The organism is Microbispora corallina (genome assembly GCF_016863035.1).
GTDB classification, from domain to species: domain Bacteria; phylum Actinomycetota; class Actinomycetes; order Streptosporangiales; family Streptosporangiaceae; genus Microbispora; species Microbispora corallina.
Genome location: NZ_BOOC01000034.1, coordinates 50,669 through 74,066, shown reverse-complemented (window position 1 = coordinate 74,066; position 23,398 = coordinate 50,669). Strand labels below are relative to the sequence as shown.

Annotated in this window: 22 protein-coding genes and 1 riboswitch; of the genes, 10 read left to right on the top strand and 12 right to left on the bottom strand. The window is 74.0% G+C overall.

Features of this window, described 5'->3' with window-relative positions:
* Positions 1 to 23: 23 nt before the first annotated feature.
* The 3 genes from Mco01_RS29740 (at position 24) to Mco01_RS29730 (ending at position 2,183) form a co-directional block, all read left to right on the top strand.
* Positions 24 to 380, top strand: a complete 357-nt coding sequence (locus tag Mco01_RS29740) for an STAS domain-containing protein (protein WP_204060175.1) — start codon at positions 24 to 26, stop codon at positions 378 to 380.
* Positions 377 to 1,348 (top strand): sigma-70 family RNA polymerase sigma factor, encoded by a 972-nt coding sequence (locus Mco01_RS29735; RefSeq protein WP_204060174.1) that lies wholly within the window; start codon positions 377 to 379, stop codon positions 1,346 to 1,348. The genes Mco01_RS29740 and Mco01_RS29735 overlap by 4 nt, the downstream gene beginning before the upstream one ends.
* Positions 1,349 to 1,424: 76 nt before the next feature.
* The gene (locus tag Mco01_RS29730) at positions 1,425 to 2,183 is read left to right on the top strand and encodes an alpha/beta fold hydrolase (protein ID WP_204060173.1); all 759 of its coding nucleotides are present in this window, start codon (positions 1,425 to 1,427) and stop codon (positions 2,181 to 2,183) included.
* A gap of 38 nt (positions 2,184 to 2,221) precedes the next feature.
* Here the strand turns inward: Mco01_RS29730 and Mco01_RS29725 are convergent, their stop codons facing one another.
* From Mco01_RS29725 to Mco01_RS29715, 3 genes are all read right to left on the bottom strand, one after another.
* Complete coding sequence (locus Mco01_RS29725) at positions 2,222 to 3,712, bottom strand: AAA family ATPase (RefSeq protein WP_204060172.1); 1,491 nt, start codon at positions 3,710 to 3,712, stop codon at positions 2,222 to 2,224.
* Between the two features lie 68 nt (positions 3,713 to 3,780).
* Positions 3,781 to 4,596, bottom strand: a complete 816-nt coding sequence (locus tag Mco01_RS29720) for an alpha/beta fold hydrolase (RefSeq protein WP_204060171.1) — start codon at positions 4,594 to 4,596, stop codon at positions 3,781 to 3,783.
* A gap of 212 nt (positions 4,597 to 4,808) precedes the next feature.
* Positions 4,809 to 5,291, bottom strand: a complete 483-nt coding sequence (locus Mco01_RS29715) for a hypothetical protein (protein WP_204060170.1) — start codon at positions 5,289 to 5,291, stop codon at positions 4,809 to 4,811.
* 178 nt (positions 5,292 to 5,469) lie between these two features.
* On the opposite strand from Mco01_RS29715, the gene Mco01_RS29710 reads away from it, so the two are divergent.
* Positions 5,470 to 7,173 (top strand): sensor histidine kinase, encoded by a 1,704-nt coding sequence (locus Mco01_RS29710; RefSeq protein ID WP_204060169.1) that lies wholly within the window; start codon positions 5,470 to 5,472, stop codon positions 7,171 to 7,173.
* The gene (locus tag Mco01_RS29705; RefSeq protein ID WP_204060168.1) at positions 7,170 to 7,817 is read left to right on the top strand and encodes a response regulator transcription factor; all 648 of its coding nucleotides are present in this window, start codon (positions 7,170 to 7,172) and stop codon (positions 7,815 to 7,817) included. The genes Mco01_RS29710 and Mco01_RS29705 overlap by 4 nt, the downstream gene beginning before the upstream one ends.
* Before the next feature lie 54 nt (positions 7,818 to 7,871).
* On the opposite strand, the gene Mco01_RS29700 is transcribed toward Mco01_RS29705, so the two are convergent.
* Positions 7,872 to 8,780 carry an alpha/beta fold hydrolase gene (locus tag Mco01_RS29700; protein WP_204060167.1) on the bottom strand — a complete coding sequence of 303 codons (909 nt, stop codon included), beginning with the start codon at positions 8,778 to 8,780 and terminating at the stop codon, positions 7,872 to 7,874.
* Here Mco01_RS29700 and Mco01_RS29695 point away from each other — a divergent pair.
* Complete coding sequence (locus Mco01_RS29695) at positions 8,779 to 9,069, top strand: hypothetical protein (protein WP_204060166.1); 291 nt, start codon at positions 8,779 to 8,781, stop codon at positions 9,067 to 9,069. The two genes, Mco01_RS29700 and Mco01_RS29695, sit on opposite strands and share 2 nt — an antisense overlap.
* On the opposite strand, the gene Mco01_RS29690 is transcribed toward Mco01_RS29695, so the two are convergent.
* Positions 8,999 to 9,952, bottom strand: a complete 954-nt coding sequence (locus tag Mco01_RS29690; RefSeq protein WP_204060165.1) for a nuclear transport factor 2 family protein — start codon at positions 9,950 to 9,952, stop codon at positions 8,999 to 9,001. The genes Mco01_RS29695 and Mco01_RS29690 overlap by 71 nt on opposite strands.
* A 106-nt stretch (positions 9,953 to 10,058) precedes the next feature.
* Between Mco01_RS29690 and Mco01_RS29685 the strand changes: the two genes are divergently transcribed.
* The gene (locus tag Mco01_RS29685; protein WP_204060164.1) at positions 10,059 to 10,667 is read left to right on the top strand and encodes a TetR/AcrR family transcriptional regulator; all 609 of its coding nucleotides are present in this window, start codon (positions 10,059 to 10,061) and stop codon (positions 10,665 to 10,667) included.
* 159 nt (positions 10,668 to 10,826) lie between these two features.
* Positions 10,827 to 11,402: a hypothetical protein gene (locus Mco01_RS29680; RefSeq protein ID WP_204060163.1), complete on the top strand. Its 576-nt coding sequence runs from the start codon at positions 10,827 to 10,829 to the stop codon at positions 11,400 to 11,402.
* Here Mco01_RS29680 and Mco01_RS29675 read toward each other — a convergent pair.
* Positions 11,386 to 12,660, bottom strand: a complete 1,275-nt coding sequence (locus Mco01_RS29675) for an FAD-binding oxidoreductase (protein ID WP_204060162.1) — start codon at positions 12,658 to 12,660, stop codon at positions 11,386 to 11,388. The genes Mco01_RS29680 and Mco01_RS29675 overlap by 17 nt on opposite strands.
* 298 nt (positions 12,661 to 12,958) lie before the next feature.
* On the opposite strand from Mco01_RS29675, the gene Mco01_RS29670 reads away from it, so the two are divergent.
* Positions 12,959 to 13,420: a MarR family winged helix-turn-helix transcriptional regulator gene (locus Mco01_RS29670; RefSeq protein ID WP_204060161.1), complete on the top strand. Its 462-nt coding sequence runs from the start codon at positions 12,959 to 12,961 to the stop codon at positions 13,418 to 13,420.
* 96 nt (positions 13,421 to 13,516) lie between these two features.
* On the opposite strand, the gene Mco01_RS29665 is transcribed toward Mco01_RS29670, so the two are convergent.
* From Mco01_RS29665 to Mco01_RS29640, 6 genes are all read right to left on the bottom strand, one after another.
* The gene (locus tag Mco01_RS29665) at positions 13,517 to 13,735 is read right to left on the bottom strand and encodes an EF-hand domain-containing protein (protein ID WP_204060160.1); all 219 of its coding nucleotides are present in this window, start codon (positions 13,733 to 13,735) and stop codon (positions 13,517 to 13,519) included.
* 116 nt (positions 13,736 to 13,851) lie between these two features.
* Positions 13,852 to 17,118 (bottom strand): AfsR/SARP family transcriptional regulator, encoded by a 3,267-nt coding sequence (locus tag Mco01_RS29660; protein ID WP_204060159.1) that lies wholly within the window; start codon positions 17,116 to 17,118, stop codon positions 13,852 to 13,854.
* 63 nt (positions 17,119 to 17,181) lie between these two features.
* Positions 17,182 to 18,321 carry a serine hydrolase domain-containing protein gene (locus Mco01_RS29655; RefSeq protein WP_204060158.1) on the bottom strand — a complete coding sequence of 380 codons (1,140 nt, stop codon included), beginning with the start codon at positions 18,319 to 18,321 and terminating at the stop codon, positions 17,182 to 17,184.
* Positions 18,322 to 18,358: 37 nt separating this feature from the next.
* Positions 18,359 to 18,955 carry an NADPH-dependent FMN reductase gene (locus Mco01_RS29650; protein ID WP_204060157.1) on the bottom strand — a complete coding sequence of 199 codons (597 nt, stop codon included), beginning with the start codon at positions 18,953 to 18,955 and terminating at the stop codon, positions 18,359 to 18,361.
* Between the two features lie 198 nt (positions 18,956 to 19,153).
* The gene (locus Mco01_RS29645) at positions 19,154 to 19,963 is read right to left on the bottom strand and encodes a glycoside hydrolase family 25 protein (protein WP_204060156.1); all 810 of its coding nucleotides are present in this window, start codon (positions 19,961 to 19,963) and stop codon (positions 19,154 to 19,156) included.
* An 11-nt stretch (positions 19,964 to 19,974) separates the two neighbouring features.
* A riboswitch (cyclic di-AMP (ydaO/yuaA leader) is annotated at positions 19,975 to 20,112 on the bottom strand.
* A gap of 195 nt (positions 20,113 to 20,307) precedes the next feature.
* Positions 20,308 to 21,186 (bottom strand): alpha/beta fold hydrolase, encoded by an 879-nt coding sequence (locus tag Mco01_RS29640; RefSeq protein WP_204060155.1) that lies wholly within the window; start codon positions 21,184 to 21,186, stop codon positions 20,308 to 20,310.
* 113 nt (positions 21,187 to 21,299) lie between these two features.
* Between Mco01_RS29640 and Mco01_RS29635 the strand changes: the two genes are divergently transcribed.
* Positions 21,300 to 23,294 (top strand): AfsR/SARP family transcriptional regulator, encoded by a 1,995-nt coding sequence (locus tag Mco01_RS29635; protein ID WP_204060154.1) that lies wholly within the window; start codon positions 21,300 to 21,302, stop codon positions 23,292 to 23,294.
* Positions 23,295 to 23,398 lie beyond the last annotated feature (104 nt).

The window sequence follows — 23,398 nt, the reverse complement described above, 5'->3', positions numbered from 1 at the left end:
ACACCCGCGAGCAGGAGCTTCCGGTGCCCGACACGCCGCTGACCGTCACGACCCATCCCCACGAGGCGGGACTCGTCCTGCTCCACGTGGCGGGGGATCTCGACTTCCACACGGCGGGCTCCTTCCGGCGGGCGATCGAGGACCTGCCCGAGAGCCGCGGCCCCGGCGTCGTGATCGATCTGTCCGGGGTGACGTACTGCGACTCCACCGGCCTCACGATGCTGGTGCGGGCCTATCACCACACCCGGAGCAGCGGCACCCCGCTCGTCCTGACCGGCCCCGACGACAAACTCACCCGAATGCTGAGCATCGTCGGGCTCGACCGGCTGTTCACCGTCTTCGACACCCCGGAGGCGGCCGTGGCCGCCCTCACCGCGTGAGGCCGGACCTCACCACGCTGGCCGAACGGCACCGGGGAGAGCTGACCGGCTACTGCTACCGCATGCTCGGCTCGCCGTTCGAGGCGGAGGACGCGGTCCAGGAGACGTTCCTGAGGGCCTGGCGCGTCCTCGACCGGTACGACGAGAGCCGGGGCTCGGCCCGGACCTGGCTGTACCGCATCGCCACCGGCATCTGCCTCGACATGCTGAAGGGCGCCCGTAGGCGGGCCCGGGCCGTGGACCTCGGCCCCGCCTCCGCGCCGGGGCCCGACATCGGCGCGCCCCTGCCGGACGGCGCGTGGGTGCTGCCGGTCCCCGACGGCCGCGTCCTGCCGGAGGGCGGCGACCCGGCCGAGATCGCCGTCACCCGGGAGACCGTGGCGCTGGCGTTCGTGGCCGCCCTCCAGCACCTGCCGCCCCGCCAGCGGGCCGTGCTCATCCTGCGCGACGTGCTGTGCTGGCGGGCCGCCGAGGTGGCCGGGCTCCTCGGCGCGACCGTGGCCTCGGTCAACAGCGGCCTCCAGCGGGCCCGCGCGGCGATGGCCGCAGCGGGGGAGCCGGCGGGGGAGCCGGGGGCCGAGCCGTACCGGCCGCTGGACGAGGGGCAGCGGCGCCTGCTCGCCCGCTACGTCGAGGCGTTCGAGCGGTACGACGTCGAGGCCCTGGTCGCCCTCCTGCACGAGGACGCCACCATGTCCATGCCGCCGTTCGCCTGGTGGCTGTCGGGCCGGGCGGACATCCGCGCCGCCCTGGTCCACTCCGCGGGCCCGTGCGCGGGGTCGCGGCTCGTGCCCACGGCGGCCAACGGCATGCCGGCGTTCGGGCACTACCTGCCGGACGGCGACGGCGGGCATCGGCCGTTCGCGCTCGTGGTGCTGGAGGTCCGCGAGGGGCGGGTGGCCGGCCTGACCTCCTACCTCGACGGCCCGCGCCTGTTCCCCCTCTTCGGGCTGCCGCCGTCGCCCTGACCAGGGCTGGGATGAGTTCCGGCCGCCCGCGTCGTATCACCTCCCGGCAGACGACACGAGACGAGAGGACACGATCATGGCGGACCACATCGAGGTCAACGGCGTGCGGACCTGGTACGACCGGCAGGGCGCCGGGGAGCCCCTGGTGCTGCTGCACGGCGGGTTCAGCGACGCGCGCGACTTCGCCGGCAACCTCGCCACGCTGGCCGGCCGGTTCACGGTGTTCACCCCCGAACGGCGCGGCCACGGCCACACCCCCGACGTCGAGGGGCCGATCACGCTCGACCTGATGGCCGAGGACACGGCCGCGTTCATCGACAAGGCCGTCGGGGGCCCCGCGCACCTCGCGGGCTACAGCATCGGCGCGACCGTCGCCCTGCTGGTCGCCCTGCGCCGCCCCGACCTCGTGCGCCGCCTGGTCCTGATCAGCTGCGGCATCACCCGGGAGAGCTGGATCTTCACCCCCACCGCCGGCGCCCAGATGCCCGAACAGGTCGTGGCCGCGTACGCCGAGGTCTCCCCGGACGGCCGGGACCACTTCCCCGTGGTGGTCGGCAAGATCGTCGAGGCGGCCGCGACTGAGCCGCCGCCGCTGACAGAGGAGGACCTGCCGTCGGTGACCGCGCGGACGCTCGTCGTGGCGGCCGACGACGACATGGTCCACCTGGAGCACACCCTCGCGCTCTATCGGGGCGTGCCCGGCGCGGAGCTCGCCGTCGTCCCGGGGACCTCGCACGTGCTCCTGCACGAGAAGCCCGAGCTGTGCACGCGGATCGTGGCCGCGTTCCTGACGGAGGAGCCCCGCCCGACGTTCATCCCGATCCGCCGGGCCTGACCCGCTCCGCGCCCGCTCGCGTCAGACGATCGGGACGGTCAGGGGCCGCCGACGTCGATGTGGAAGGAACTGGAGAAGGAGGAGCCGGCCGCGAACCCCGGTCCGAAGACGGGCCCGCCGGTCTCGTCCTCGTCGCCGGGGGCGTGCTCGCCCGAGCCCAGCAGGGCCCGGGTCAGCGACTCGCGCTCGGCCAGCATCTCCTCCAGCGCCCGCCCCACGTGCCCGTCGGTCAGCACCGGCGCGTCGCCGCCGTCGTCGAGCGCGGACAGCACCGCCCGGCGCAGCAGTTCCTTGAAGAACGACGCCGTCGCGCCCTCGGTCCGCGCCACGACCGGCTCGAGGTCGGCCTCCAGCCGCAGGTCGCGGGCGTACAGGCGGAGCAGTGCCGCCCGGCCGGCGGCGTCCGGCTTGGGGATCTCCACCGCCAGGTCGACCCGGCCAGGGCGGTCGGCCAGGGCGCGTTCCAGCACGTCGGCCCGGTTCGTGGTCAGCACGAACGTCACGTCCGCGTCCGCGCCCACGCCGTCCATCGCGTCGAGCAGGGCGAACAGCAGCGGGTTGCCGTCCTCCGTGTACGACCGGTCGCGGGCCACCAGATCCACGTCCTCCAGGACGACCATGGCCGGCTGCAGCCGGCGGGCCAGCCCGGCGGCCTGGGAGACGTACCGGATGGCGGTGCCGGTCATCACGATCACCGTGCACTGGCGCATACGGCCCATGAGGTAGCGGACCGTGTGGGTCTTGCCGGTGCCGGGCGGGCCGTGCAGCAGCAGGCCGCGCTTGAGGTGCTGGCCGTGCGCGCGCAGCCGGTCGGCCCGCTCGGCGATGCCGGCGATGTGCCGCTCGATCACGTCGAGGACGCCGTCGGGGAGGACGACCTGCTCGGCGGCGAGGTCCGGCCGGGGGAGGAACGTGACGAGGTCGTTGCCCCGGTGCTCGCTCCAGGTGAACGACAGCACCTGCCCCTGGTACACGTCGTCGGCCCGCATGAGCCGCTCGATCTCGTCACGGGTGGCCGTGGCGCTCTGCCGGTCCGGGGCGAGCACGACGACCTGGCAGTGCGGCCGCCCGTGCTCCTGGGGGCCGCGCAGCCCCACCACGACGGGGACGCCGCCGGGGGAGCGGGTCAGGACCAGGCCGAGCGAGATCACCTCGGTCGTCAGGGCGGGCCCGACGGCGGCCGTGGCGTAGTCGACCGCCCCCGGCTCGAAGCGCTCCCACCCGCGGGCGGCGCCGGCCAGCATGTCGATGACCTCGTTGTGCTCACGCCCCTGGCCGGCGATCCCGAACCACTCCGCCGCCGGCGTGCGGGCCGCCAGGTACGCCTCGGCGCCCCGCTGCAGGTTCACGTGCTCCCAGGTGGGGAAGCTCTCGACCACGCTCACGACGTGCTTCAGGTCGCACCCCAGGTGCCCGGTGACCCGGGCCACCAGCTCGGGCGTCTCCCGCCCCTCCTCCAGCCGTCTGTGGGCGTCCTGCACGAGGTCGCTCAGGGCACGGGCCAGGGTCCGGGCGTCGCTGAGATCCATACGTGCAACCTTGACAGGGTTCGGAGCACTTCGCCGTGGATTGTCCTGCTCCGGTCATTTCCTCCTGGTCAGCTCTTGAGGAACGCCAGCAGGTCGTCGTTCAGCTCGTCGCGGTGGGTGACGAACAGGCCGTGCCCCCCGGTGGCGTACTCCTTGTACACGGCCCCCGGCACGAGCGACGCCGTACGACGGCCGGTGCGGGCAACCGGCGCCGACATGTCGGCGGCCCCGTGGACGACCAGCGCGGGCAGGGTGAGCGCACGCAGGGCGTCCCGGTGGTCGGCGTGGAAGAGGGACGCGAACAGCCGCGCGGTGGCCCAGGGCGACGTCGACAGGCACTGGGCGATCGTCCAGTCGATGAGGGCCGGCGAGACGGGGTGACCGAGGTGGGTGGCGTACCAGACCTGCGCCTGACGGGCGAACCAGGCCGGCCGGTCGGTGCGGAACTGGGCGAGCGTGGCCTGGAGGGCCGTCTCCGGCGCCCCATCCGGGTTGTCGGCGGTCTGCTTGAGGAAGGGGAGCACGCCGGAGACGAACGCCACCCGCGCTACCCGGTCCTCGCCGTGGCGGGCGAGGTAGCGGGCGGCCTCGGCGGCCCCGGCCGAGTGCCCGACCAGCGTGAACCCGCGCAGGCCCAGATGCTCGACCAGGTCGGCGACGTCGTCGGCCACGGTGTCCAGGTCGTAGCCGCCGGAGGGCCGGTCGGAGCGGCCGTGTCCCCGCCGGTCGAGCGTGACGCACCGGTACCCCCGCTCCACGAAGAACGGGATCTGGTACTCCCACATGTCGCCGCTCAGCGCCCAGCTCGCCAGGAAGAGGATCGGCTCCCCGGTCCCGTGCTCCTCGTAGGCCAGGCGGACCCCGTCGGCGGTCTCGAAGAACATGGCGCCCTCCCATGGCGTCGTCGTGCGGCTGACATCAGCAGTGTCGCCGGACGGCGGAGGGAGATCGATTACCTCACAGGTCATGCGGGCCCGCCCGCCATGGTCAGGCCAGGCCCGACGAGCTTGCGCAGGTTGAGGCCCTTCTGCCAGGCCGTACGCCAGGAGGCGAGGTGGCGCGCGGCCCGCTGGCCGCGCACGGCCGCGGGCCACTGTCAGCCGAGGATTGCGGAGAGGTCGCCGGCGAACACGGCGACGACGCCGAGGATCGCGATGACGAAGCCGATGATGCCGAAGGCGCGCGCCGCACCGGCCTGCGGGCGGGCACCCTTGGTCAGGCCGGCGAGCCAGGCCGCCGTGGCGCCGAAGATCGCCGGGGCGCCCGACCAGAAGAACGGCACCGTGACGAGGGACAGCGCGCCCAGCACGATCGCGCCGACGCGGGCCCGGGACGGGGACTTCATCAGGGGCAGCGCGATGGCGATGGCGATGGCGAGCGAGGCCACGCCGACAACCGAGATGCTCTCGATGCTGCTGATGGCGCCCTCGGGAAGGTACGGGTCGGTGTCGGTGAACAGGATGCTGCCGACCTGCGCGGCGATGTTGACGACGGTCGACAGGACGAACGCGCCGCCGACGAGCAGCGGGGCGGACAGGCCGCGAGTGGTGGCGGGGCGGTCGTTCGTGGCGGCGGACATGACGATTTGCCTCCCTGAGCATGGGCACCGGCCGATCCGGGGCACCACCACCGTGCGGCCGGCCGCGTCCCGCGAAACAGGCCCGTGCCGTCCCGCCGCGTCCCGGAGTGTCCCGCCGCGATCCCGTGCCTGCGCGACACCCTAGGCCGCCCCCCGTCTCGTATAGCACTATGAAGCGATGACCGACGCCGCCGCCAGCCCCCGCGGGTTGCCGCGCGCCGTCGTGTTGGCGGGGCTGGCGACCGCGGCGGGCATTGTGCCGGCGGTGCACGGGTTCGACTACGCGACGCTGCCCACCGGCGCGGTGTACGGCTTGGGCTGGCCGGCCTTCGGCATTGTCGCGGCGCTGCTGCTGGACCGTGAACCCCACTCGCGGCTCGGCCGGGTGTGCGCCGGCCTCGCCGTGGTGCCGACGCTGGTCGCCGCGGCCGCCTGGCTCGCCGGCGACGACCCGTCCGGCTGGGTCCGCCTCGAGCGCGGCTGGGGCTGGCTGGGCGTCGCGCCCGTCGTCGTCGCGTGCGCCGTCGTCGCCTGGGGCTTCGACCGCGTCGCCGGCCGCATGTCCCGGCGCCGCCTGGTCTGGCTGGTCACCGCGTCGGCCGCGCTCGTGGCCGCAGTGCTGATCGCCTCCGGCGCGGGCGGCCAGCGGGCGGCGGCGAGCGTGGAGGCGCTGGGCGTGGTGAGCATGGCCGGGGTGGTGTACCGCCTGGCGACCGTCCGCGAGCTGCGCCCCGTCGACGAGCCGGCCGTGGACGCGGCGATCGCGCTCCTCACGCTGCTCGGCGGGGCCGCCGTCGGCACGGTCGTGCGAGCGGTCGCGCAACGGGCCGGCACCCCGGGCCCGGACGTGTCCGGCGCGTTCGCCGCCATCGTCTCCGCCGTCCTCATCCTGCCGGCCGGCCTGTGGCTGCGCCGGGCATTCCTGGCCCGCCGCTACGGCCGCGGCACGATCTCGCCGGCCGACGTCGAGCAGATCACCGCCGACCTGCACGCCCAAGCCGACGTCCGGGCACTGCTGGCCAAGGCCGCGGCCATGATCGCCGCCGCGAGCGGGCACCGGCGGGTCGACCTCGTCCTCGGCCCGGACGCGCCGGAGCCGCCGGCGCATTGGGTGCTGTACCCCCTCGTCGTCGGCGGCGACCGGGTCGGCACCGTGTTCCTCGAGCCGCGCCATCCGGAGGGCCCCGAACCGTGGCAGGAGCGCGTCGTACGCCAGCTGCTGCCCACCGTCGCCCTGGTCGCCAAGGCGGTGAGCCTCGCCGTCGAGGCCAACCACGCCCGCCGCGACGTGGCCCGCCAGCGCGACGCCGAGCGCGCCCGCATCCTGGGAGACCTGCACGACGGCCTTGGCCCCACGCTCGTCGGCCTGAGCATGCGCGTGCGCGCCGAGGTGCGACGCCGCCCGACCCCGCTGCTGGAGTCTTTGGCCGTCGAGCTCGCCGACTGCCGTGGCGACCTGCGGCGTATCGTCTCCGGCCTCACGCCGTCGGTGCTCGACGAGGCCGGCCTGCCCACCGCGCTGCACCGCCTCGTCGGCTCGTTCGACGGCCAGGGCCCCACGGTGACGCTTGACAGCCGGATCGGCGAGCCGCTCGACCCGCCGGTCACGGTCGCGGTCTACCGGACCGTGGCCGAGGGCATCACCAACGCCCTGCGCCACGCCCGCGCCGAGCGGATCGCCGTCGACGTTCGTACCGAGCCTGGCGGCCGCGTCCGCGCCGAGGTCCGCGACGACGGCGCCGGCGGCCCGATAACCCCCGGCGTCGGCCTGTCGTCCCTGCGCCGCCGCGCCGAAGAGCTCGGCGGCTCGCTGCTGGTCGAGGCCGGCCCACACGGCACCCGCCTGTGCCTGGACCTGCCCTCCGCTGGAGGACCGTCATGATCCGCGTCCTCGTGGTCGACGACCATCCGATCGTGCTGTCCGGGCTGTCGGCCCTCGTCGAGTCCGACGACGGACTGGAGCTGGTCGCCGCCGCCCGCCGCGCCGCCGACGCGCTGGCCCTGACCGAGCGGCCCGAGATCACACCGCCTGACATCGCGCTGCTCGATCTGCAGCTGCCCGACGGCGACGGCATCACGCTCGGGGCCGATCTCAAGCGGCGCTGGCCAGCGCTGCGGGTCGTCGTGTTCACCATGCACGCCGACGACCGGTCGGTGACGCGCAGCCTCGGGTCGGGCCTGGACGGGTACCTTCTCAAGGACTCCGACCCCGACGACGTGCTCGCCGCAATCCATTCCGCCGCCCGCGGCACCCTGGTCCTCGGCCGCGGCGCGCAAGCCGCCGTGGTCGCCGCCGCGGCCGCTGCCCCGCCGCCGGCCGCGCTCGCCGCGTTGGACTCCCGCGACCTGGAGATCCTGGAGCTGCTCGTGCAGGGCCTGCCGACCTCCCAGGTGGCCGCCCGCCTGTTCCTGGCGCCGAAGACCATCCGCAACCGCGTATCGGTCATGCTCGACAAGCTGGCCGTTGCCACCCGCGACGAGGCGATCGCGCTCGGCCGCGCCGCCGGGCTCGGCAAAGCGAAATAGCCGAGGCAACGCGCCTGCCCCGGCCGGGTGAGCCATGCGGACCCGACCACCAGGTCAGGCCGGGCCGCCGATCCGCCGCAGGAGGTCGCCGACCGCCTGGAGGACGGCGTCGGGGCGCTCCTCGTGGATCCAGCCGTGTCCGGCGTCGCCGAGGAGGCGGTGCTCACCTCCGGGGACCGACGCGGCGAGCTCGGCGTGCAGGGCTCGCTTGCCGTCGTTGATCTGGCGCAGGAGGTGCTCCGGCCAGAGCGCGGCCTGGGTGGCGTCGTGGCCCAGGGCGGAGATCACGATCGTCGGCACGCCGGGGACCGCGGGCGCCCGCCGGATCTCCCCGGCGACGACGTCGTGCAGGTTGAGGCCCTCCTGCCAGGCCGTACGCCAGGAGGCGAGGTGGCGGGCGGCCAGCGGGCCGCGCACGGCCGCGGGCCACGCCGCGAAGTGCTCGTCGAGCTGCCCGCGGGCGACGCGGAGCTGTTCCTCGGCCGGCTCCGGCAGGTCCCGAGACTCCATCAGCTCCAGCATCTCCCGCACCTCCCGGGGCGCTCGGGGGAGCATGTCCTCGTGGAACGGGTCGAGCAGGAGCAGGCCCGCCACCTCGTCGGGGAAGCGCTGCGCGTAGTGACGGGCGTAGGCCGCGCCCAGAGAGTGGCCGACCAGCACGCGGGGGGACGGCACGCCGGCGGCCCGCAGCAGGCCGGACAGCTCATCGGTCACCTCGCCGGCCGTCCTGGGCAGGGCGACCGGCTCGCTCCAGCCGGTGCCCGCGCGATCGTAGACCACGCTGGTGGTCAGCTCGGCGACGCGCTCGTGCGTGTTCAGGTAGTCGAGGCCGAACAGACCCGCTCCCGGGAGGAACACCACGGCCGGGCCGCCGTTCCCGGAGCGGTAGAGCATCAGCCGCCGCCCGTCCACGTCGTACAGGCGTCCCAGTGGCGGCGTGTCCGTCTCTGTCACGGGGGTCATGTCCACTCCTCAATCGCCCGCCATGGCCGTCCTGCTGGCCGAGTTCGGCGCGTACCTCGACCACGACCAGGCCGACCCCGCCGCTGACCAGGTCGGCTACCGCCAGCACGCGGTGTGGCTCACCCCCCAGGAGCGCGCCGAGCTGATCGAGGACATGCGGGCGGCGATCGTGTCCCGGCTGGCCAACGCGCCCGCCCCCGGCCGGGTGCGCCACCTGCTCAGCCCGATCCTCTTCCCCGCCGAGGTCTCCGGCGAGGTTTCCGGCGAGATGGCGGGCGGCGACGCGTAAGCCTCGGGAGGGGTGCCTGGCATTCCGGCTGGTCGGAGCGGCCGTGCCCTCGCCGGTCGAGCGTGAACGCGCGTTCAGTGTCGCGTCCCATGGCCTCCGTGGCCGCCAGGATGTTGGCGTAGTCGCGTAGACGGGCGATCCGCCCGTTGCGCACGGTGAGCACAACGATGTTGGGGAGCGCGAACTCGCCGGTGGACGCGCTGGTCCCGAGGGCCTCCTGCTCGACGATGATCGTTTCCGGATCGCCGGTGTCGTGGACGGCGATAGTGCGGTATCGCTCGTACTTCAGCGGACCGGCCTTCCACCCCGCGGTTATCCAGTTCACGATCTCGTCCCGGCCGTCAAGCCGGGACGGGACGCCTGGGCGGGTGAACGGGAACTCATGGACCGCGTCGAGGGCGTACAGGCGCCTCAGGTCATCGGCGGACTGGCTGATGGAGGCGTGGCGGAAACGTTCCAGAACCTCACGCGGACCGGCTTCCTGCCCGCCGAGCGGCGCTCGCCGGGCAGACACCTTGCGGTAGCTGATCTTCCAGCCGTCGGGTTGGCGCGTGACGATGTCGTCGTAGACGACGCTGCCGGCCGTTCCGTCGGCCTTGATGCCGATTCCCTTGGATCGGACCCGGGCCGAGTGGTCGTCGATCTGAGTGATCACGATGTTGGTGACGTGATGGCCGACCGGGTTGGTCTCCCCCTGGGCGAGCGCGGCCTCACGGATGGTCGCGACCCCCTGCAACGAGCCGAGGCCGAAGTCGTCCAGGTCATAGGTGACGTCCGGGGTCAGCAGTTCGCCTGCCCGGTCCAGCTCGCCGGCGTCGGTGAGGTGGCCGTGGAGGTTGATCAGGTCGGTGATGTCGATCCGGTCCTGTTCCCTCAGCGTCATCGGGACGGCCCTCCATGTCCTGGGGCGCTATGCCATTAAGGTGAGGCATAGTCCGGTTAGATGGGCACGGTACCGGACTGTGTCCCCGGTTAGCAAGGGTGTGGTGATGGTGCCGGCAGGTCATGATCCGCGTTTGGGCGTCGAGCGTCCGAGGCGTGCGGACGCCCGACGCAACTACGAGCGGTTGGTCGAGCAGGCGAAAGTCGCGTTCGCCGAGTTCGGCGTGGACGCCTCGCTGGACGACATCGCTCGGCGGGCAGGGGTGGCAAGCGGGACGCTGTATCGGCATTTCCCCACTCGGCTGGATCTCATCGAAGCGGTGCTCTCCGAGCAGATAGCCGAGTTGGTCGACCTTGGTCGCCGGCTGCTGGCGGCCGAGGACGGGTTCGGCGCGTTGTCCACGTGGTTGCGTGCCGCAATCACGCATGGCCTGACCTATCGAGGTCTGTCGACCGCGGTGATGACCTCGGCGCTCGACCGCGGGAAGGGTCTGGTGTCAACCTGGCATGCGGAGATGTTCGAGGTGGGAACCGCGTTGCTGGCGAGGGCGCGGCAGTCAGGTGTGATCGTCGCGGATGCGGACGACGCGGATGTACTGAAGATGATCGGCGCCATCGCCTGGGCCGCCCAGGACGCCCCGGACAGCATGGCTCAAGCCGACCGCCTCCTCGCCCTCCTGCTGAACGGACTACGTCACGGCTCCGTCCGGCGATGACCAGAGCAGTGCCCGACGGCGGCGATCAGGCGTGGGGAGGGCGCGGCAGGGATTCCGGCTCAGCCGAAAATCACCGACGGTGTACGCCCTCGGGCGGTGCGTGAACTCCAGCGACCCGTTGATCGTCTTCTCTTCGTCGAGACGAGGAAGGACGACCCGATGGCCCCTCTGCGCAATGTCGCCTCCGCGCCCTGGTGGGCGGGGGTGAGCGGGCTCGCCGCCGTGGTCGCGCTCGTCGCCGCCGCGGTGTTCTGGTGGTTTCCGCGGCCGGCCGGCCCAGCTCCCGCCGTGGTCGCGGCGACCGGCTCCTCCTCGCCGTCCGCGACGGCCGGGACCGCCGGGACGGCGCACCCGGTACGGCGGGCCGGGACGCTGACCGTCCACACGGGCTGGGGGTACGACCTCGACGCCACCGGCCGGGGCCCCTGGCCGTACGTCAAAGGCAGGTGGGGCGAGCGGGAGGACGTCGGCTACTACGTGTTCGAGGGCGACCCCCGGGTCACGGCCCGGGCCGACGGGGACCGGGTGGCGGTGCTGCCCCCGGCGGCCTCCTACGACTACCGGGACTGCGCCGCGGCGGCCTTCACCGGCGCCGCCGACCACCCCCCGACCGGCCCGGACGTGCAGCCCGGACGGGGGATCTGCGTGCGGACCTCGGACGACCACCTGGCCCTGCTGACGGTCACCGCGTACGACCGGGACGGGGTCACCGTGAACGTCACGGTGTGGCAGTAGCCCCCGGCGCGGCGTGGGCGGGTGGGATGTTGTGATTGAGCCGGAAGGTGTTGTCCGGATCATAGACGGCCTTGATCTCGGTGAGCCGCTGGTAGTCCTTGGGCTCGTACGCCGAGCGCACCTCCTTGGCGGCGTCCTCGCCGTTCATGAAGTTCAGGAGACGGCCGCCGGTGCTCCACGGGACGAGCGCGTCGAGCATGCGTTTGTGTGCCGGCCGGATTTCGGTGATGTCGGCACGTTCCAGCCGGGAGACCACGTTGAACAGGTATCGCGCGTCCCGGTTGCCCACGGCGTTGGCGGCGGCCGAGGGGAGGGCGAGCCGGCCGCCGAGGTGACGCAGTTCGAAGAGGTGCGGCAGCGACGTGTGGGGTGGGGCCAGATCGAGGATGGTGCGTACCGCCGTGGTGTCGAGCTCGCCGAGCAGGGCGGTGCCGGCCTCGATGAACCCGGGAAAAGGCGGATCGGCGTAGATGGACCCGGATTCCGTGTAGGGCAGTACGCCGAGGGTGTCGCTCATCGGGCCGAGAGCCCGCAACGGCTCGACCAGGTTCTCGGCGGCATCGAGCACGTCCGCGGCGTAGGCGATGCGGACATGGACGGCCTGCCGGCCTCGCAAGGCCTCCGGGAACGCGGGGATGTCCGGATAGGACATCTGCATGATCGATGAGCTCATCTCATCGGGCACGGTGGCCGTCCAGCGCAGGTAGGTGTCGAACACCTCGGCGGCCAGTTCGCCGGGGAACTGCAGGGATCCGCCGTAGAGAGTGGTGATCGGCACGAGGCCGATCTCGATGCCGGTCACCACACCGAAGTTGTCCCGGCCGCCGCGCAGTCCCCAGAACAGGTCCGGGTAGGACTTCTCGGTGACGTGCCGCAGCCGGCCGTCCGCCGTCACGACGTCGATGCTGTGCACGTGATCGGCTGCGTAGCCGTAGCGCCGGGAGAGCAGACCAAGCCCTCCGGCCAGGGTGTAGGACACCACGGAGAGGCCCGGATAGGAGCCGGACAGCGGCGCCAGCCCAGCGGGCGCGGTCTCGTGGATCACTTCGTCCCAGCGGGTTCCGGCTGCCACCCAGGCCGTGTTCGCCTCGGGGTTGACCCGGACACCCGTCATCCGAGTGGTGGTGATCAGCACGCCGCCCTCACCGGCGATGCCGGCTGACGCATGTCCGGTGCCCTGCACGGCCACCGGGAGCGCGTGGCTTGTCGCGAATTCCACCGCGGCCAGCACGTCCGCCGTTCCGGTCGCGCCGACCACGAGGTCGGGCCGATGCTGACGAGCGAGCTGGTATCCGGCCCGTTCGGTGTCGTAGCCCTCGTCCTCGGGTGTGAGCACCGGGCCTCTCACCCGCTCAGCCAGGGCCTTGACCTCGGTTGGGTCGATGTCGGCGGGCGGGACGCGTCGTGGGGGCGAACTGCTCATGATCATTCCTCTGGCTTGTCGGTATCGGTACTCGATCGGCCGGAGCGGCCATAGACAGTAAGGTGACCGTACTATCTTGCGGCGCGGTATTGTCAAGTCGCCTGACGAATTACGGCGGAAGGGGGTGCCCGGCATGGCGACGCGCGCCGGAAGGCAGGGCGGCCAAGGTGTGAACGAGATCCCGCTTCCCGCCTTGTTCACGCAGGCCAAGGACGTCACGCTCGCGGTGCTGCACCGGCGGCTCGACGAGGAGGGATTCGAGGGGATCCGTTACAGCCATGGCGCCGTTTTCCGGTTCATCGACGCCGAGGGCTCGCGGCTGACCGTGCTCGCCGAACGCTCAGGGCTTTCGAAGCAAGCACTGGGTGAGGTGGTCACCGAGCTCGAGCGGCACGGCTACGTCGAGAGGACGACCGATCCAGACGACCACCGTGCCAAGATCATCCGGCTGACCGAGCGGGGAACGGAGGCACAGGTTGCCGCCGCTCGAATCCTCGGGGACATCGAGCGGCGATGGGCGCAGCACCTCGGCCGGGATCGGATCACCGGCATGCGCAGAGTGCTGGAAGAGGTCGTCCGCTTCGAACGAGGCTAGGCAGCGGACGGCCCGTGTCGGCGCGGTCGCAGTTGTCGTCCTTGGATGAGGCACGAGGGCCCCGGCGGGTGGCCGGGACCCTCGTCCGGGTTCCGGTCAGGCTCGGCCCGACAGCCGGATGAACTCCTCCAGGGAGAACCGGCCGTCCGCGTCGACGTCCGCGACCCGGTCGAGCTCGGCGATCGCCTCGGCGGGCAGGCCGGGGAAGTGAGCGAGAAGCTCGTCCTCGGTGATGTAGCCGTCGCCGTCGTCGTCGAGGGAGGCGAACTGGCGTCTGAGATCGGCCAGCCGTTCCTGGGTCAGTTCGTCCGACACTGTGACCTGCCTTCCGGGGAAAGTGTGCGTGTCCAGCAGACAAACTATGACGGATCCGACGTTCTACCACGTCACCGGGCCTCCGCCGCCCCGCCCGCGCCGCAGGCCGGAAGGGGTCAGGCGACCTCGGCCCGGTCGAGGAGCGAGCGGGCCTCCCCGGGCTCCAGCTCCCGCCCTCGGGCGAGCGCCTCGGCGAAGGCGTCGTCCCCGAGGGCGGCCCGGGCGGCTGCCGTCGCCCGTTCCGTGTCGCCGCGCTCGGCGGGGGAGATCGCGATGCCCGCGGACGCGCGGACTCCCGCGGCCGCTCCCAGCAGCAGGGCGGCGTGGCGGGGGCGGCCGTCGAGGGCGACGGCGGCGGCCAGGCCGGACAGCGCCTGGGCCACGTCGCCCACGGCGCCGAGCTCCCGCGCGACGCCGAACGCCTCCGCGTGGCGGGCGAGGGCGGCCGCCGCGTTCCCCCGCAGCTCCTCGACGTACCCCAGCTCGACGAGCACGCTCGGCAGGTACAGCGGCCGGCCCGGGCCGGCGTCCTGGCGCTCGGCGGCGTCCATCAGCGTGCGCAGGTGGATCTCGGCGGCGTCGAGGTCGCCCTCCCTGCGCGCCGCGAACGCCAGCCCCATCTCCGCGAACACGGCGCCGAGCGGGGAGCCCTGCTCGGTGGCCAGCCGCAGGCCCTCGCGGCAGTAGTCGCGGGCCCGCGCGTGGTCTCCGCTCTGCATGGCGATCCAGCCGAGCCACGACAGGCGCCCGGCGACGTCGGGCCACAGCTCCAGCTCCTCGGCCATGCGCAGCCCGTCGCGGTGCAGCCGGACGGCTCGCTCGTGGTCGCCGGTCAGCCCGGCGTGCGCGCCCAGCCACTCGGTGGCCTGCAGCAGCCCCCAGCGGTCGCCGAGCCGGCGGAACAGCGCCTCGCTGCGCGCGCCGTCCCGTTCGAGCGCGGCCTGGTCGCCCCTGATGTGCGCGTGCTTGGCCCGCAGGGCCAGCGCGGCCGCCTCCCCCCACGCGTCGCCGAGCGCGCGGAAGGCGTCCGCCGCCTGGTCGATGCGGCGCCCGGTGGCGTCCACGTCCCCGAGGTCGATCTCGGCGTAGGCGAGGAACCACTGCGCCCTGGCCCGTCCGCGGGGGTCGTCCACCCGCTCGTACGGTCGGAGGGCGGCGTCATGGCGGTCCGGCCAGTCCGCGGTGTCGCCGAGCAGGAACGCGATGCCGGTCTCCCAGGCCCCGACCCGGGCCCGCAGGGCCGGGGCGGCCTCGCCGCCCGCGTCGAGGGCGGCCTGGAGCGACCGCCGGGCCTCGGCGAGCCTGCCGCGGAGGAACCAGTACCAGGTCAGCGCGCCGGCCAGCCGCAACGCCAGGTCGGCGGCGCCGTCGCGGGCCGCGGCGTCGAGCGCCCCGCGCAGGTTGGCGGCCTCCGCGTCCAGCCGGCGGAGCCATCGCCGCTGCTCCGGGCCGTACAGGTGCGGCTCGGCCCGCTCGGCCAGCTCGGCGTAGTGGAGGCCGTGCCGCCGCCGTACCCGCCGCAGCTCGTCCGCCTCGCGCATCCGGTCCAGGCAGTAGGCGGCCACCGATTCGAGCAGCCGGTAGCGGGGCCCGTCGTCGTCACGCTCGGCCACCACGACGAGCGAGCGGTCCACCAGCCGGGCCAGGACGTCGCGGACCTCCTCGGCGGCGACGCCGTCCCCCGAGCAGACCGCCTCGGCGCCCTCCGCTGTGCAGCCGTCGGCGTGGACGGCCAGCCGGCGCAGCACGACTTGCTCGGAGGGGGTGAGCAGCTGCCAGCTCCAGTCGATCATGGCCATGAGCGTCTGCTGCCGGGGCGGGGCGCCCCGGTGCCCGGTGGCCAGCAGGCGGAACCGGTCGTCGAGCCCGGCCATCAGACCGCGCATCCCGAGGGCCCGTACGCGGGTGGCGGCCAGCTCCAGCGCCAGCGGGATGCCGTCGAGCCGCCGGCAGAGCACCGCGACGGCCTCGGCGTTGGCCGGCGTGAGCGCGAACCCGCGCGCGGCCGCGGCGGCCCGGGCGACGAACAGCCGCACCGCGCTGAACCGTTCCAGCTCCGCCGGATCGTTGTGGTGGGCGGGTTCCGGAGCCTCCAGGGGCGGCACCGGCCACACGACCTCGCCGGGCAGGCCGAGCGGCTCGCGGCTGGTGGCGAGGACGCGCAGTCCGGGGGCGGAGCGCAGCAGGATCGCCGTGAGCTCGGCGACGTCCTCGATCACGTGCTCGCAGTTGTCGAGGACGAGCAGCAGCCGCCGGGCCCGTACGGCGCGGGCGAGCCGCTGGGCGGGCGTCGGCGACTCGTGCGGCGCGGCGACGTCCCGGACGTCCAGCACGGCCATGACCGTGTCGGCCAGCGCGTCGAGGGCCTTTCCGGGCGTGGGGGGACGGTCGAGGGCGCCCAGCTCGACCAGCCAGGCGCCGTCGGGGAACGGCCCGCCGGGCGGGCCGGCGACCTCCACCGCGAGCCGGGTCTTGCCCACCCCGCCCGACCCGGTCAGCGTGAGCAGCCGGCTGCGCTCCAGCAGCGCCCGCAGCTCGGCGACCGCGTCCTCCCGGCCGACGAGGCCGGTGACCGCGCTCGGCAGGTTGCCTGCGGGCCGCGGGGCGGCTGCCGCCGTCGCCGGCGCGGGCCCGTCCAGTTCGGGATCCTGCAGCAGGATCGCCCGGTGCAGGTTCGCCAGGTCGGGGCCGGGCACCAGCCCCAGCTCCTCGTCCAGCCGGGCGCGCGCCTCCTCGTAGCTGGCGAGCGCGTCGGTCTGCCGCCCCGACCGGTACAGGGCGAGCATGTGCAGGGTCCGCGCCCGCTCCCGCAGCGGGTGGCGGTCGAGCAGGTCCGCGAGGTCGGCGGCGACCTCGGCCGCCATGCCGAGCGCGAGCCGCGCCCGCGCCAGGTCCTCCAGCGCGGTGAGCCGCAGCTCCTCCAGGCGCGCGACGGCGGCCCGGGCGAACGGCTCGTCGGCGACGTCGGCGAACGCCGGCCCGCGCCACAGGCCGAGGGCGCCGGACAGCAGTTCGGCCTTCTCCTCGGGGCCCGGGGCCTCGCGCGCCTCGGCGGCCAGGCGCTCGAACCGGCCGGCGTCCACTGCGTCCGCGCCGGCCCTGAGCAGGTACCCGGGCGGCGGCGACACGACGAGGGCGCGGGCCCCGGGCTCGGCGTCCTCCAGCGCGCGGCGCAGCTGGGAGACCTTGGCGGACAGCGCCCCCGGCGGGTTGCCCGGCAGGTCGTCGCCCCACAGGTGCTCCACCAGCCGGTCGGCGGAGACGGGCCGCCCGGGGTCGACGAGCAGCGCGGCCAGCAGGGCGCGCACCTTGAGCCCGGGCACCGTGACGGCGTCCCCCCGGTCGTTCCAGACGGCCAGCGGCCCGAGGACCCCGAAGCGCATGACCGTCACCATAACGGGAGGCGGCGCCTCCCGCCGTCCGGAAGAGGCGGGAGGCGCCGGGGCTCAGCTCGCGGGGAGGGCCTTCGCGATGATCGACGCGATGTGGTGGAAGGTGGTGTAGTCGCCCGCCGTCACCCGGTTCTTGGCCACGGCGATCGCGATCCCGCTCGTGTGGTCGGCGTAGGCGGCGGTGCCGCCGCTTCCGGCCATGCCGAACAGGGCCGGGCCGTCGAGGGGACCGGGGAAGCCGATGTCGTAGCCCAGCCCCCGGGTGACCGGCGCACCGGTGATCTCGTCGACGCCGCTGATCGAAGGAGCGGTGATCTCGCGGAGCCGCTCGGGCGAGATCAGCCGTACTCCGCCGGTCCCGCCCATGAGGGCGGCGTACATCCGCGCGACGGCGCGGGCGCTCATGACCCCGCCGGCCGGGATGTCGGCCGTGAGCACGTCGCGCCGGTTGCAGTAGGCGGCGGTGGGCAAGGCGGCCGGAGGCGCCGCCGTCCATCCGTTCACCACCCGGAAGAACGGCACCTGCTCGGCCATCGCCGCCATCATCTCCGGGGTGAACTCCATGCCGCCCTCCGGCTCCTCAAGGCGGGCGACGCGGCCCAGCTCGGACTCGGGGACGCCGAAGAACATCTCGTCCGCGACGCCGAGCGGTCCCGCCACCTCCTCCCTGAGCACCCGCGAGATCGGCCGCCCGGTGGCGCGCCGCACGATCTCTCCCACGATGAAGCCGTACGACTGGGGGTGGTAGCCGGTCCTGGTCCCCGGCTCCCACCAGGGGGCGGCATCCGCGATGAGCGCGCACATGCCGTCCCAGTCGGTGAGGTCCTCGGGGGTGGTCTCCACGGGCAGGCCCGGCACGCCCACCGAGTGAGTGAGCGCGTCCTTCACCGTCGCCCGTTCCTTGCCGTGCGCGGCGAACTCGGGCCACAGGTCGGCGATCCGCGTGTCGTACCCGAGGACGCCCTGCTCCACGAGCACGTGGACCACGGCGGAGGTCGCCCCTTTGCCGGTGGAGGTGACGTGAAAAGGGGTGCCGGCGGTGACGGGGCGTCCCGTCTCCGCGTCGGCGACGCCGGCGACGGCGTCGGCCACGAGGTCCCCGTGCCGGTACACGGCGACCTGGAGCCCGCGCTCCGCGCCCGACTCGACCAGCTGGTCGACGGCGTCCTGCACCTGCCGCTGAACATCGTTCATCCCGGTGTTCCTTCCAGGGCTTGGGGGGATACGCGCGTCAGCGCGTGTAGGGGGTCCTGGCGCGGGCGTCGCGCAGCGCGTACGCCCACCAGGTCAGCTCGTCCAGCACAGTGGTCGCGGCGGTGTTGCAGGCCGCCGTCGGCAGCGGCCAGCTGCCGTCGGCCGCGAACAGCTCCCAGTAGCACGGCAGGCTCACGACGGCCTGGACGGGCACCGCGTGCAGCTCGCCGAACACCTCCCGCAGCTGCGCGGCCGCGTGCAGGCCGCCCGACTCCCTGCCGTACGCGACGAAGGCGACGGGCTTGGCCTGCCATTCCTCGTAGTACCAGTCGATGGCGGTCTTCAGCGGAGCCGGGAAGCTCCGGTTGTACTCGGGCGTGACCACCACGAAGGCGTCGGCCGCCGTGAGGCGCGGGGCCAGTGCCCGTACGCGATCGGGCACGGCCTCGTCGTGGTCGGTGAGGGTGTCGGGCAGCCGCGCCTCGGCCAGGTCGATCACGTCGAGCTCGAGCTCGCGGCGCCGCCGCGCCCGTGCGGCGAACCAGGCGGCGGCCGTCGGGCCGAACCGGCCGTTGCGGGTGCTGCCGATGATGACCGCCACCCGCAACGGCGTGCCGTCCCGTGTCTCCGGCATCTCCGGCCTCCCTCGGGCTGTCCGTCCACCACGACGATCGTGCCCGAGGGGGTTTACGGTCTGTTTACGCCGGCCTGCCGGGAGGCCGCGCCCCCGGCGTCAACCGGCGAGCGCCTTGTGACGGCCTCGGTGACGGCCTCGGTGACGGCCTCGGTGACGGCCTCGGTGACGGCCTCGGTGACGGCCTCAGTGACGGCCTCAGTGACGGCCGAGTGCGCGCAGCTGGTCGGGTGTCAGCGAGGAGACGTTCTGGTCGATGGGAGTGTCCGTGTACTGGTGGATGACCCAGGTCTTCCAGTCGGCCGGGGGCGTGACCGAGCCCTTCGGGATGCCGTAGTAGGCCACCCACAGCGGGTACTGGCCGAGCCCGTGGCCGTAGCGGTCGGCGAAGTTCCACCCGCTGTAGAACATCGGGGTGACGCCGGTCTTCTCCTTCACGTGGGCCAGCCACGTCTTCGCCCAGGCGTTCACGTGCTGGACGGACTCGCCGTCACTGGTCTCGAGGTCCAGCACCAGCAGGTCCCCGGGGCGGGCCTGCTGCCGGTTCACCACCGACAGGAAGTAGTCGGCCTCCGCGACGGGGTCGTTCGACGGGTGGCCGTAGTGGTAGACCCCGCGCACGATGCCCTTCTTGGCCAGCTCGGCCCAGTGGCGGGCGAAGGCGGGGTCGACGAAGTCGAGGCCCTCGGTGGCCTTGATGATGCCGAACTTGGCCGGGCTGGCCTTCCAGTCGTGGTCGGCCTCGTATCCGGAGACGTCCTGCCCGTAGGTGGTAGCGGCCCGGGCCGATCCGGCCTTCACGTCGTGGTCGGCGCCGTTGCCTGCCGGGTTCGCGGCGTCGAGGGTGGCGGCGTGCGCCGGTCCCGCCACGAGGGCGGGGACGGCGGCGGCCGTGCCGGCCGCCAGGGCTGCGGAGAGGGCCAGGGTCGCGCCGGCGAGGGCGGGACGGGACGAGCCCAGCCGCTGTTTCAGCGCGTGGGCGGCCCAGCTGAGCCGATGGGTGGGCATGTGGGGTTGACTCCTTCTTCCATGCCGCCTACCGGGTTAGCTGACGGGTTCGGGCAGGAAGTGCCCTACGGGGCGCGGTCGCGCTCCGATTCACCCCGGAAGAGGTGGGTCCCCGGCTCCGCGAGGTGCGGATTCGGCGGCCGCGCGCTCCAACGGGACGGGGTCCCACGGAAGCGCGCGGTCCGGGCAACGTGCCGGCAAGGGATACGACGGAGAGGACATCGTTCCGCATACCGGCGTTGACTAAAGGTACACACAATCCCAGAAAGGTGTAAATAGGACAAACCACTCAGTAAGGAATGATCTGGACGGGCGCGTCGAGTTGTCCTCATTCCCCGGGGGGTTCAGCGGGCGAGCAGGGTCCGCAGGGCGCCGGCGACCTCGTCCGGGGCCTCCTCCGCCATGAAGTGGCCCCAGCCGACCGTTGTGTGGTCCAGGTCGGGCGCCCACGCGCGCCACAGGGCGGCGGCGTCGTAGCCGAGGGCGGAGCCCCAGTCCTGCTGCAGCACGGCGACGGGCATCCGCAGCCGGGTGCCGGCGTCCCGGTCGGCCCGGTCGTGCTCGACGTCGACGCCGGCGGACGCGCGGTAGTCGGCCACGATCGAGGGCACCGCCGCGCGGCAGGCGTCGAGGTAGGCGGCGCGGACGTCGGCCGGGACGGCTCGCGGGTCGCCGCTCCACTGATCGAGGAAGTGGCCGAAGAAGGCGTCCGCGGTGGCGGCGATCATTTGCTCCGGCAGCCCCGGCGGCTGGGCCATCAGGTACAGGTGGAAGCCGACGGCAGCCGTGACGCCGTGCATCACGTCCCACATGTCGAGGGTCGGCAGGATGTCGAGGCAGGCCAGGTGGGTGACCGCCCGCGGGTGGTCGAGCGCGGCCCGGAAGGCGACGAGCGCCCCCCGGTCGTGCCCGGCCAGGGCGAACCGCTCGTGCCCCAGGGCGCGTGCCAGGGCCACGACGTCGGCGGCCATCGTGCGCTTGGCGTAGGTCGAGGGGCCGGCCTCGGCCGGTTTGTCGCTGGCGCCGTAGCCGCGCAGGTCGGGGCAGATCACGGTGTGGTCGGCGGCGAGGACGGCGGCCACGTGCCGCCACATCAGGTGCGTCTGGGGGAAGCCGTGGAGCAGCACGATCGGGCTGCCCGAGCCGCCGACCGCGGCGTTCAGGGACACGCCGTCGGCTACCGGGACGCGCACGTAGTCGAATCCGGAGATGGCCAGTCTCATGATCACTTTCCTTTTCGCAGGTGAGCGGGCGCGTCCCAGCCTCCCGGGGGCGGATGAGCATCCGATGAGCGCGCTACCGTGACCGGGAGCAGGCGCGGAGAGGACGGTCGTGAGTGGGGGTCACGTTCGGGGTGCTGGGCCCGGTGACGGCCTGGGACGGCGGCGGTGACGCCGTCGCCCTGAAGGGGCCGCGGCACCGCGCCGTGCTGGCCCGCCTGATCGTCGCCCGCGGCCGCGTCGTCCCGGTGACCCACCTGGTGGACGACCTGTGGGAGGACCCGCCTCCGGACGCGGTGGGCGCGGTGCGCACGTTCGTGGCCGCGCTGCGCCGCGCGCTCGAGCCCGGACGCCGTCCGCGCGGCCCCGCCCGGCTGCTGGTCACCGAGGGACCGGGGTACGCGCTGCGGGCCGCTCCGGAGGCCGTGGACGCCTGGCGGTTCGAGGGGTCGGTGGCCGAGGCCGCCGCGCTGCCGCCCGGAGAGGCGCTCGCCCGCCTGGAGGAGGCGCTGAGGTGGTGGCGAGGCCCGGCGTACGCCGACTTCGCCGGCCACGACTGGACGCGCGCCGAACGCTCCCGCCTGACCGAGCTGCGGCTGCACGCCGCCGAGCGGCGGGCGGAGACCCGGCTGGCCCTGGGCAGGGCGGGTGAGGCGGTGCCCGACCTCGACGCGCACGTGGCCGAGCACCCCTGGCGCGAGGAGGGCTGGCGGCTGCTCGCGCTCGCCCTCTACCGGACTGGGCGTCAGGGCGACGCGCTCGCCGTCCTGCGCCGGGCGCGCACGCTCCTGGTCGAGCAGCTCGGGGTGGATCCCGGCCCGGACCTGCGCCGCCTGGAGGCCGACATCCTCCACCACGCCGACCGCCTCGACCCGGACGCCGCCGGCCCCGCGGGGCGGGTGTGGGCGCGGGCGGCCGCCGTCTACGACCGTACGGTGGCCTCCGGGGCGAGGGCCCGGCTGGAGTCGACGGTGGGCCTCCTGCGCACCCTCGCGGTGACCGGCGGCGACGGCCTGGAGGCGGCCCGCGAGCACCGGCTCGCCGCCGTCGCCGCGGCCGAGGAGCTGGGCGACGTGGAGCTCACGGCCCGTGTGATCGGCGCGTACGACGTCCCGGCGATCTGGACCCGCGTCGACGACCCGGCGCAGGCCGCGCGGGTCGTCGCGGCGGCGGAGCGGACCCTGGCCCGCCTCCCCGGCGGGGCGCACGACGGCGTGCGGGCCCGCCTGCTGGCCACGATCGCCCTGGAGTCCCGCGGAACCCGTTCCGCCCGCGGGCCCGAGGCCGCGCGTCAGGCGGTGGGGATCGCCCGCCGCCTGAACGACCCCGCGCTGCTGGCGTTCGCCCTGAACGGCGAGTTCATGCAGACGTTCCACCGCGCGGGCCTGGCGCCCGAACGGGACGGGATCGGCGCCGAGCTGGTCGATCTGTCGGCCCGGCACGGCCTCGTCACCTACGAGGTGCTCGGCCATCTCGTGCGCATGCAGGCCCGTTCCGCGCTCGCCGACTTCGGCGGCGCGGACGGGCACGCGGCCGCCGCGGACCGGCTGTCGGAACGGCACGAGCTGCCGCTGGTGGGGGTGTTCACCGGGTGGTACCGGGCGCTGCGGCTCGCCGCCGCGCTCCGAGCGCCGGGAGCCGAGACGACGGGGGCGGAGAGGGCGGAGGCCGAGGTGGAGGCGGCCTACCGGGACGCCGTCGCACGGCTCGACGGGGCCGGCATGCCCGGGCTGGTGCGGGGCCTGCCCGCGCTCACGCAGCTGTCCCTGCGCGTACGGCGAGGGCTGCCCATGGAGGAAGACGCTGACTGGGGGCCGTACGAGCCGTGGGCCCGGCCCCTGGTCCTGCTGGCCCGCGGCCGGCGCGAGGAGGCCGCGGCGGCGCTGCGCGCGGCACCAGATCCGCCCCGTGACCTGCTGTTCGAGGCCATGTGGTGCCTCACGGGCCGCGCGGCCGTCGCCCTCGGCGACCGGGAGACGATGGAGCGGGCCCGTGACGCGCTCGCGCCCGCGGCCGGCGAGCTGGCCGGGGCGGGCAGCGGCCTGCTCACTCTCGGTCCGGTCGCCGGTCACCTCGCCGCGCTCTCCGCCGCCCTCGGCACCCCGGGATAGGTGCCGGCGCGCTGCTCGTCGCACCTCGGGCGTACTCGTGCCATACCGGTGCAGCCGAGCGTCGTCGCGTCGGAACTGTCGGTGGCGTGCGGGATACTCACGTG

What these genes read in the sequence shown, in the direction of transcription:
- Mco01_RS29730 (WP_204060173.1), top strand. Translation starts at nt 1,425, where the DNA reads ATGGCGGACCACATCGAGGTCAACGGCGTGCGGACCTGGTACGACCGG.
- Mco01_RS29725 (WP_204060172.1), bottom strand. Translation starts at nt 3,712, where the DNA reads ATGGATCTCAGCGACGCCCGGACCCTGGCCCGTGCCCTGAGCGACCTC.
- Mco01_RS29720 (WP_204060171.1), bottom strand. Translation starts at nt 4,596, where the DNA reads ATGTTCTTCGAGACCGCCGACGGGGTCCGCCTGGCCTACGAGGAGCAC.
- Mco01_RS29715 (WP_204060170.1), bottom strand. Translation starts at nt 5,291, where the DNA reads ATGTCCGCCGCCACGAACGACCGCCCCGCCACCACTCGCGGCCTGTCC.
- Mco01_RS29710 (WP_204060169.1), top strand. Translation starts at nt 5,470, where the DNA reads ATGACCGACGCCGCCGCCAGCCCCCGCGGGTTGCCGCGCGCCGTCGTG.
- Mco01_RS29705 (WP_204060168.1), top strand. Translation starts at nt 7,170, where the DNA reads ATGATCCGCGTCCTCGTGGTCGACGACCATCCGATCGTGCTGTCCGGG.
- Mco01_RS29695 (WP_204060166.1), top strand. Translation starts at nt 8,779, where the DNA reads ATGTCCACTCCTCAATCGCCCGCCATGGCCGTCCTGCTGGCCGAGTTC.
- Mco01_RS29700 (WP_204060167.1), bottom strand. Translation starts at nt 8,780, where the DNA reads ATGACCCCCGTGACAGAGACGGACACGCCGCCACTGGGACGCCTGTAC.
- Mco01_RS29690 (WP_204060165.1), bottom strand. Translation starts at nt 9,952, where the DNA reads ATGACGCTGAGGGAACAGGACCGGATCGACATCACCGACCTGATCAAC.
- Mco01_RS29685 (WP_204060164.1), top strand. Translation starts at nt 10,059, where the DNA reads ATGGTGCCGGCAGGTCATGATCCGCGTTTGGGCGTCGAGCGTCCGAGG.
- Mco01_RS29680 (WP_204060163.1), top strand. Translation starts at nt 10,827, where the DNA reads ATGGCCCCTCTGCGCAATGTCGCCTCCGCGCCCTGGTGGGCGGGGGTG.
- Mco01_RS29670 (WP_204060161.1), top strand. Translation starts at nt 12,959, where the DNA reads ATGGCGACGCGCGCCGGAAGGCAGGGCGGCCAAGGTGTGAACGAGATC.
- Mco01_RS29660 (WP_204060159.1), bottom strand. Translation starts at nt 17,118, where the DNA reads ATGCGCTTCGGGGTCCTCGGGCCGCTGGCCGTCTGGAACGACCGGGGG.
- Mco01_RS29655 (WP_204060158.1), bottom strand. Translation starts at nt 18,321, where the DNA reads ATGAACGATGTTCAGCGGCAGGTGCAGGACGCCGTCGACCAGCTGGTC.
- Mco01_RS29650 (WP_204060157.1), bottom strand. Translation starts at nt 18,955, where the DNA reads ATGCCGGAGACACGGGACGGCACGCCGTTGCGGGTGGCGGTCATCATC.
- Mco01_RS29645 (WP_204060156.1), bottom strand. Translation starts at nt 19,963, where the DNA reads ATGCCCACCCATCGGCTCAGCTGGGCCGCCCACGCGCTGAAACAGCGG.
- Mco01_RS29640 (WP_204060155.1), bottom strand. Translation starts at nt 21,186, where the DNA reads ATGAGACTGGCCATCTCCGGATTCGACTACGTGCGCGTCCCGGTAGCC.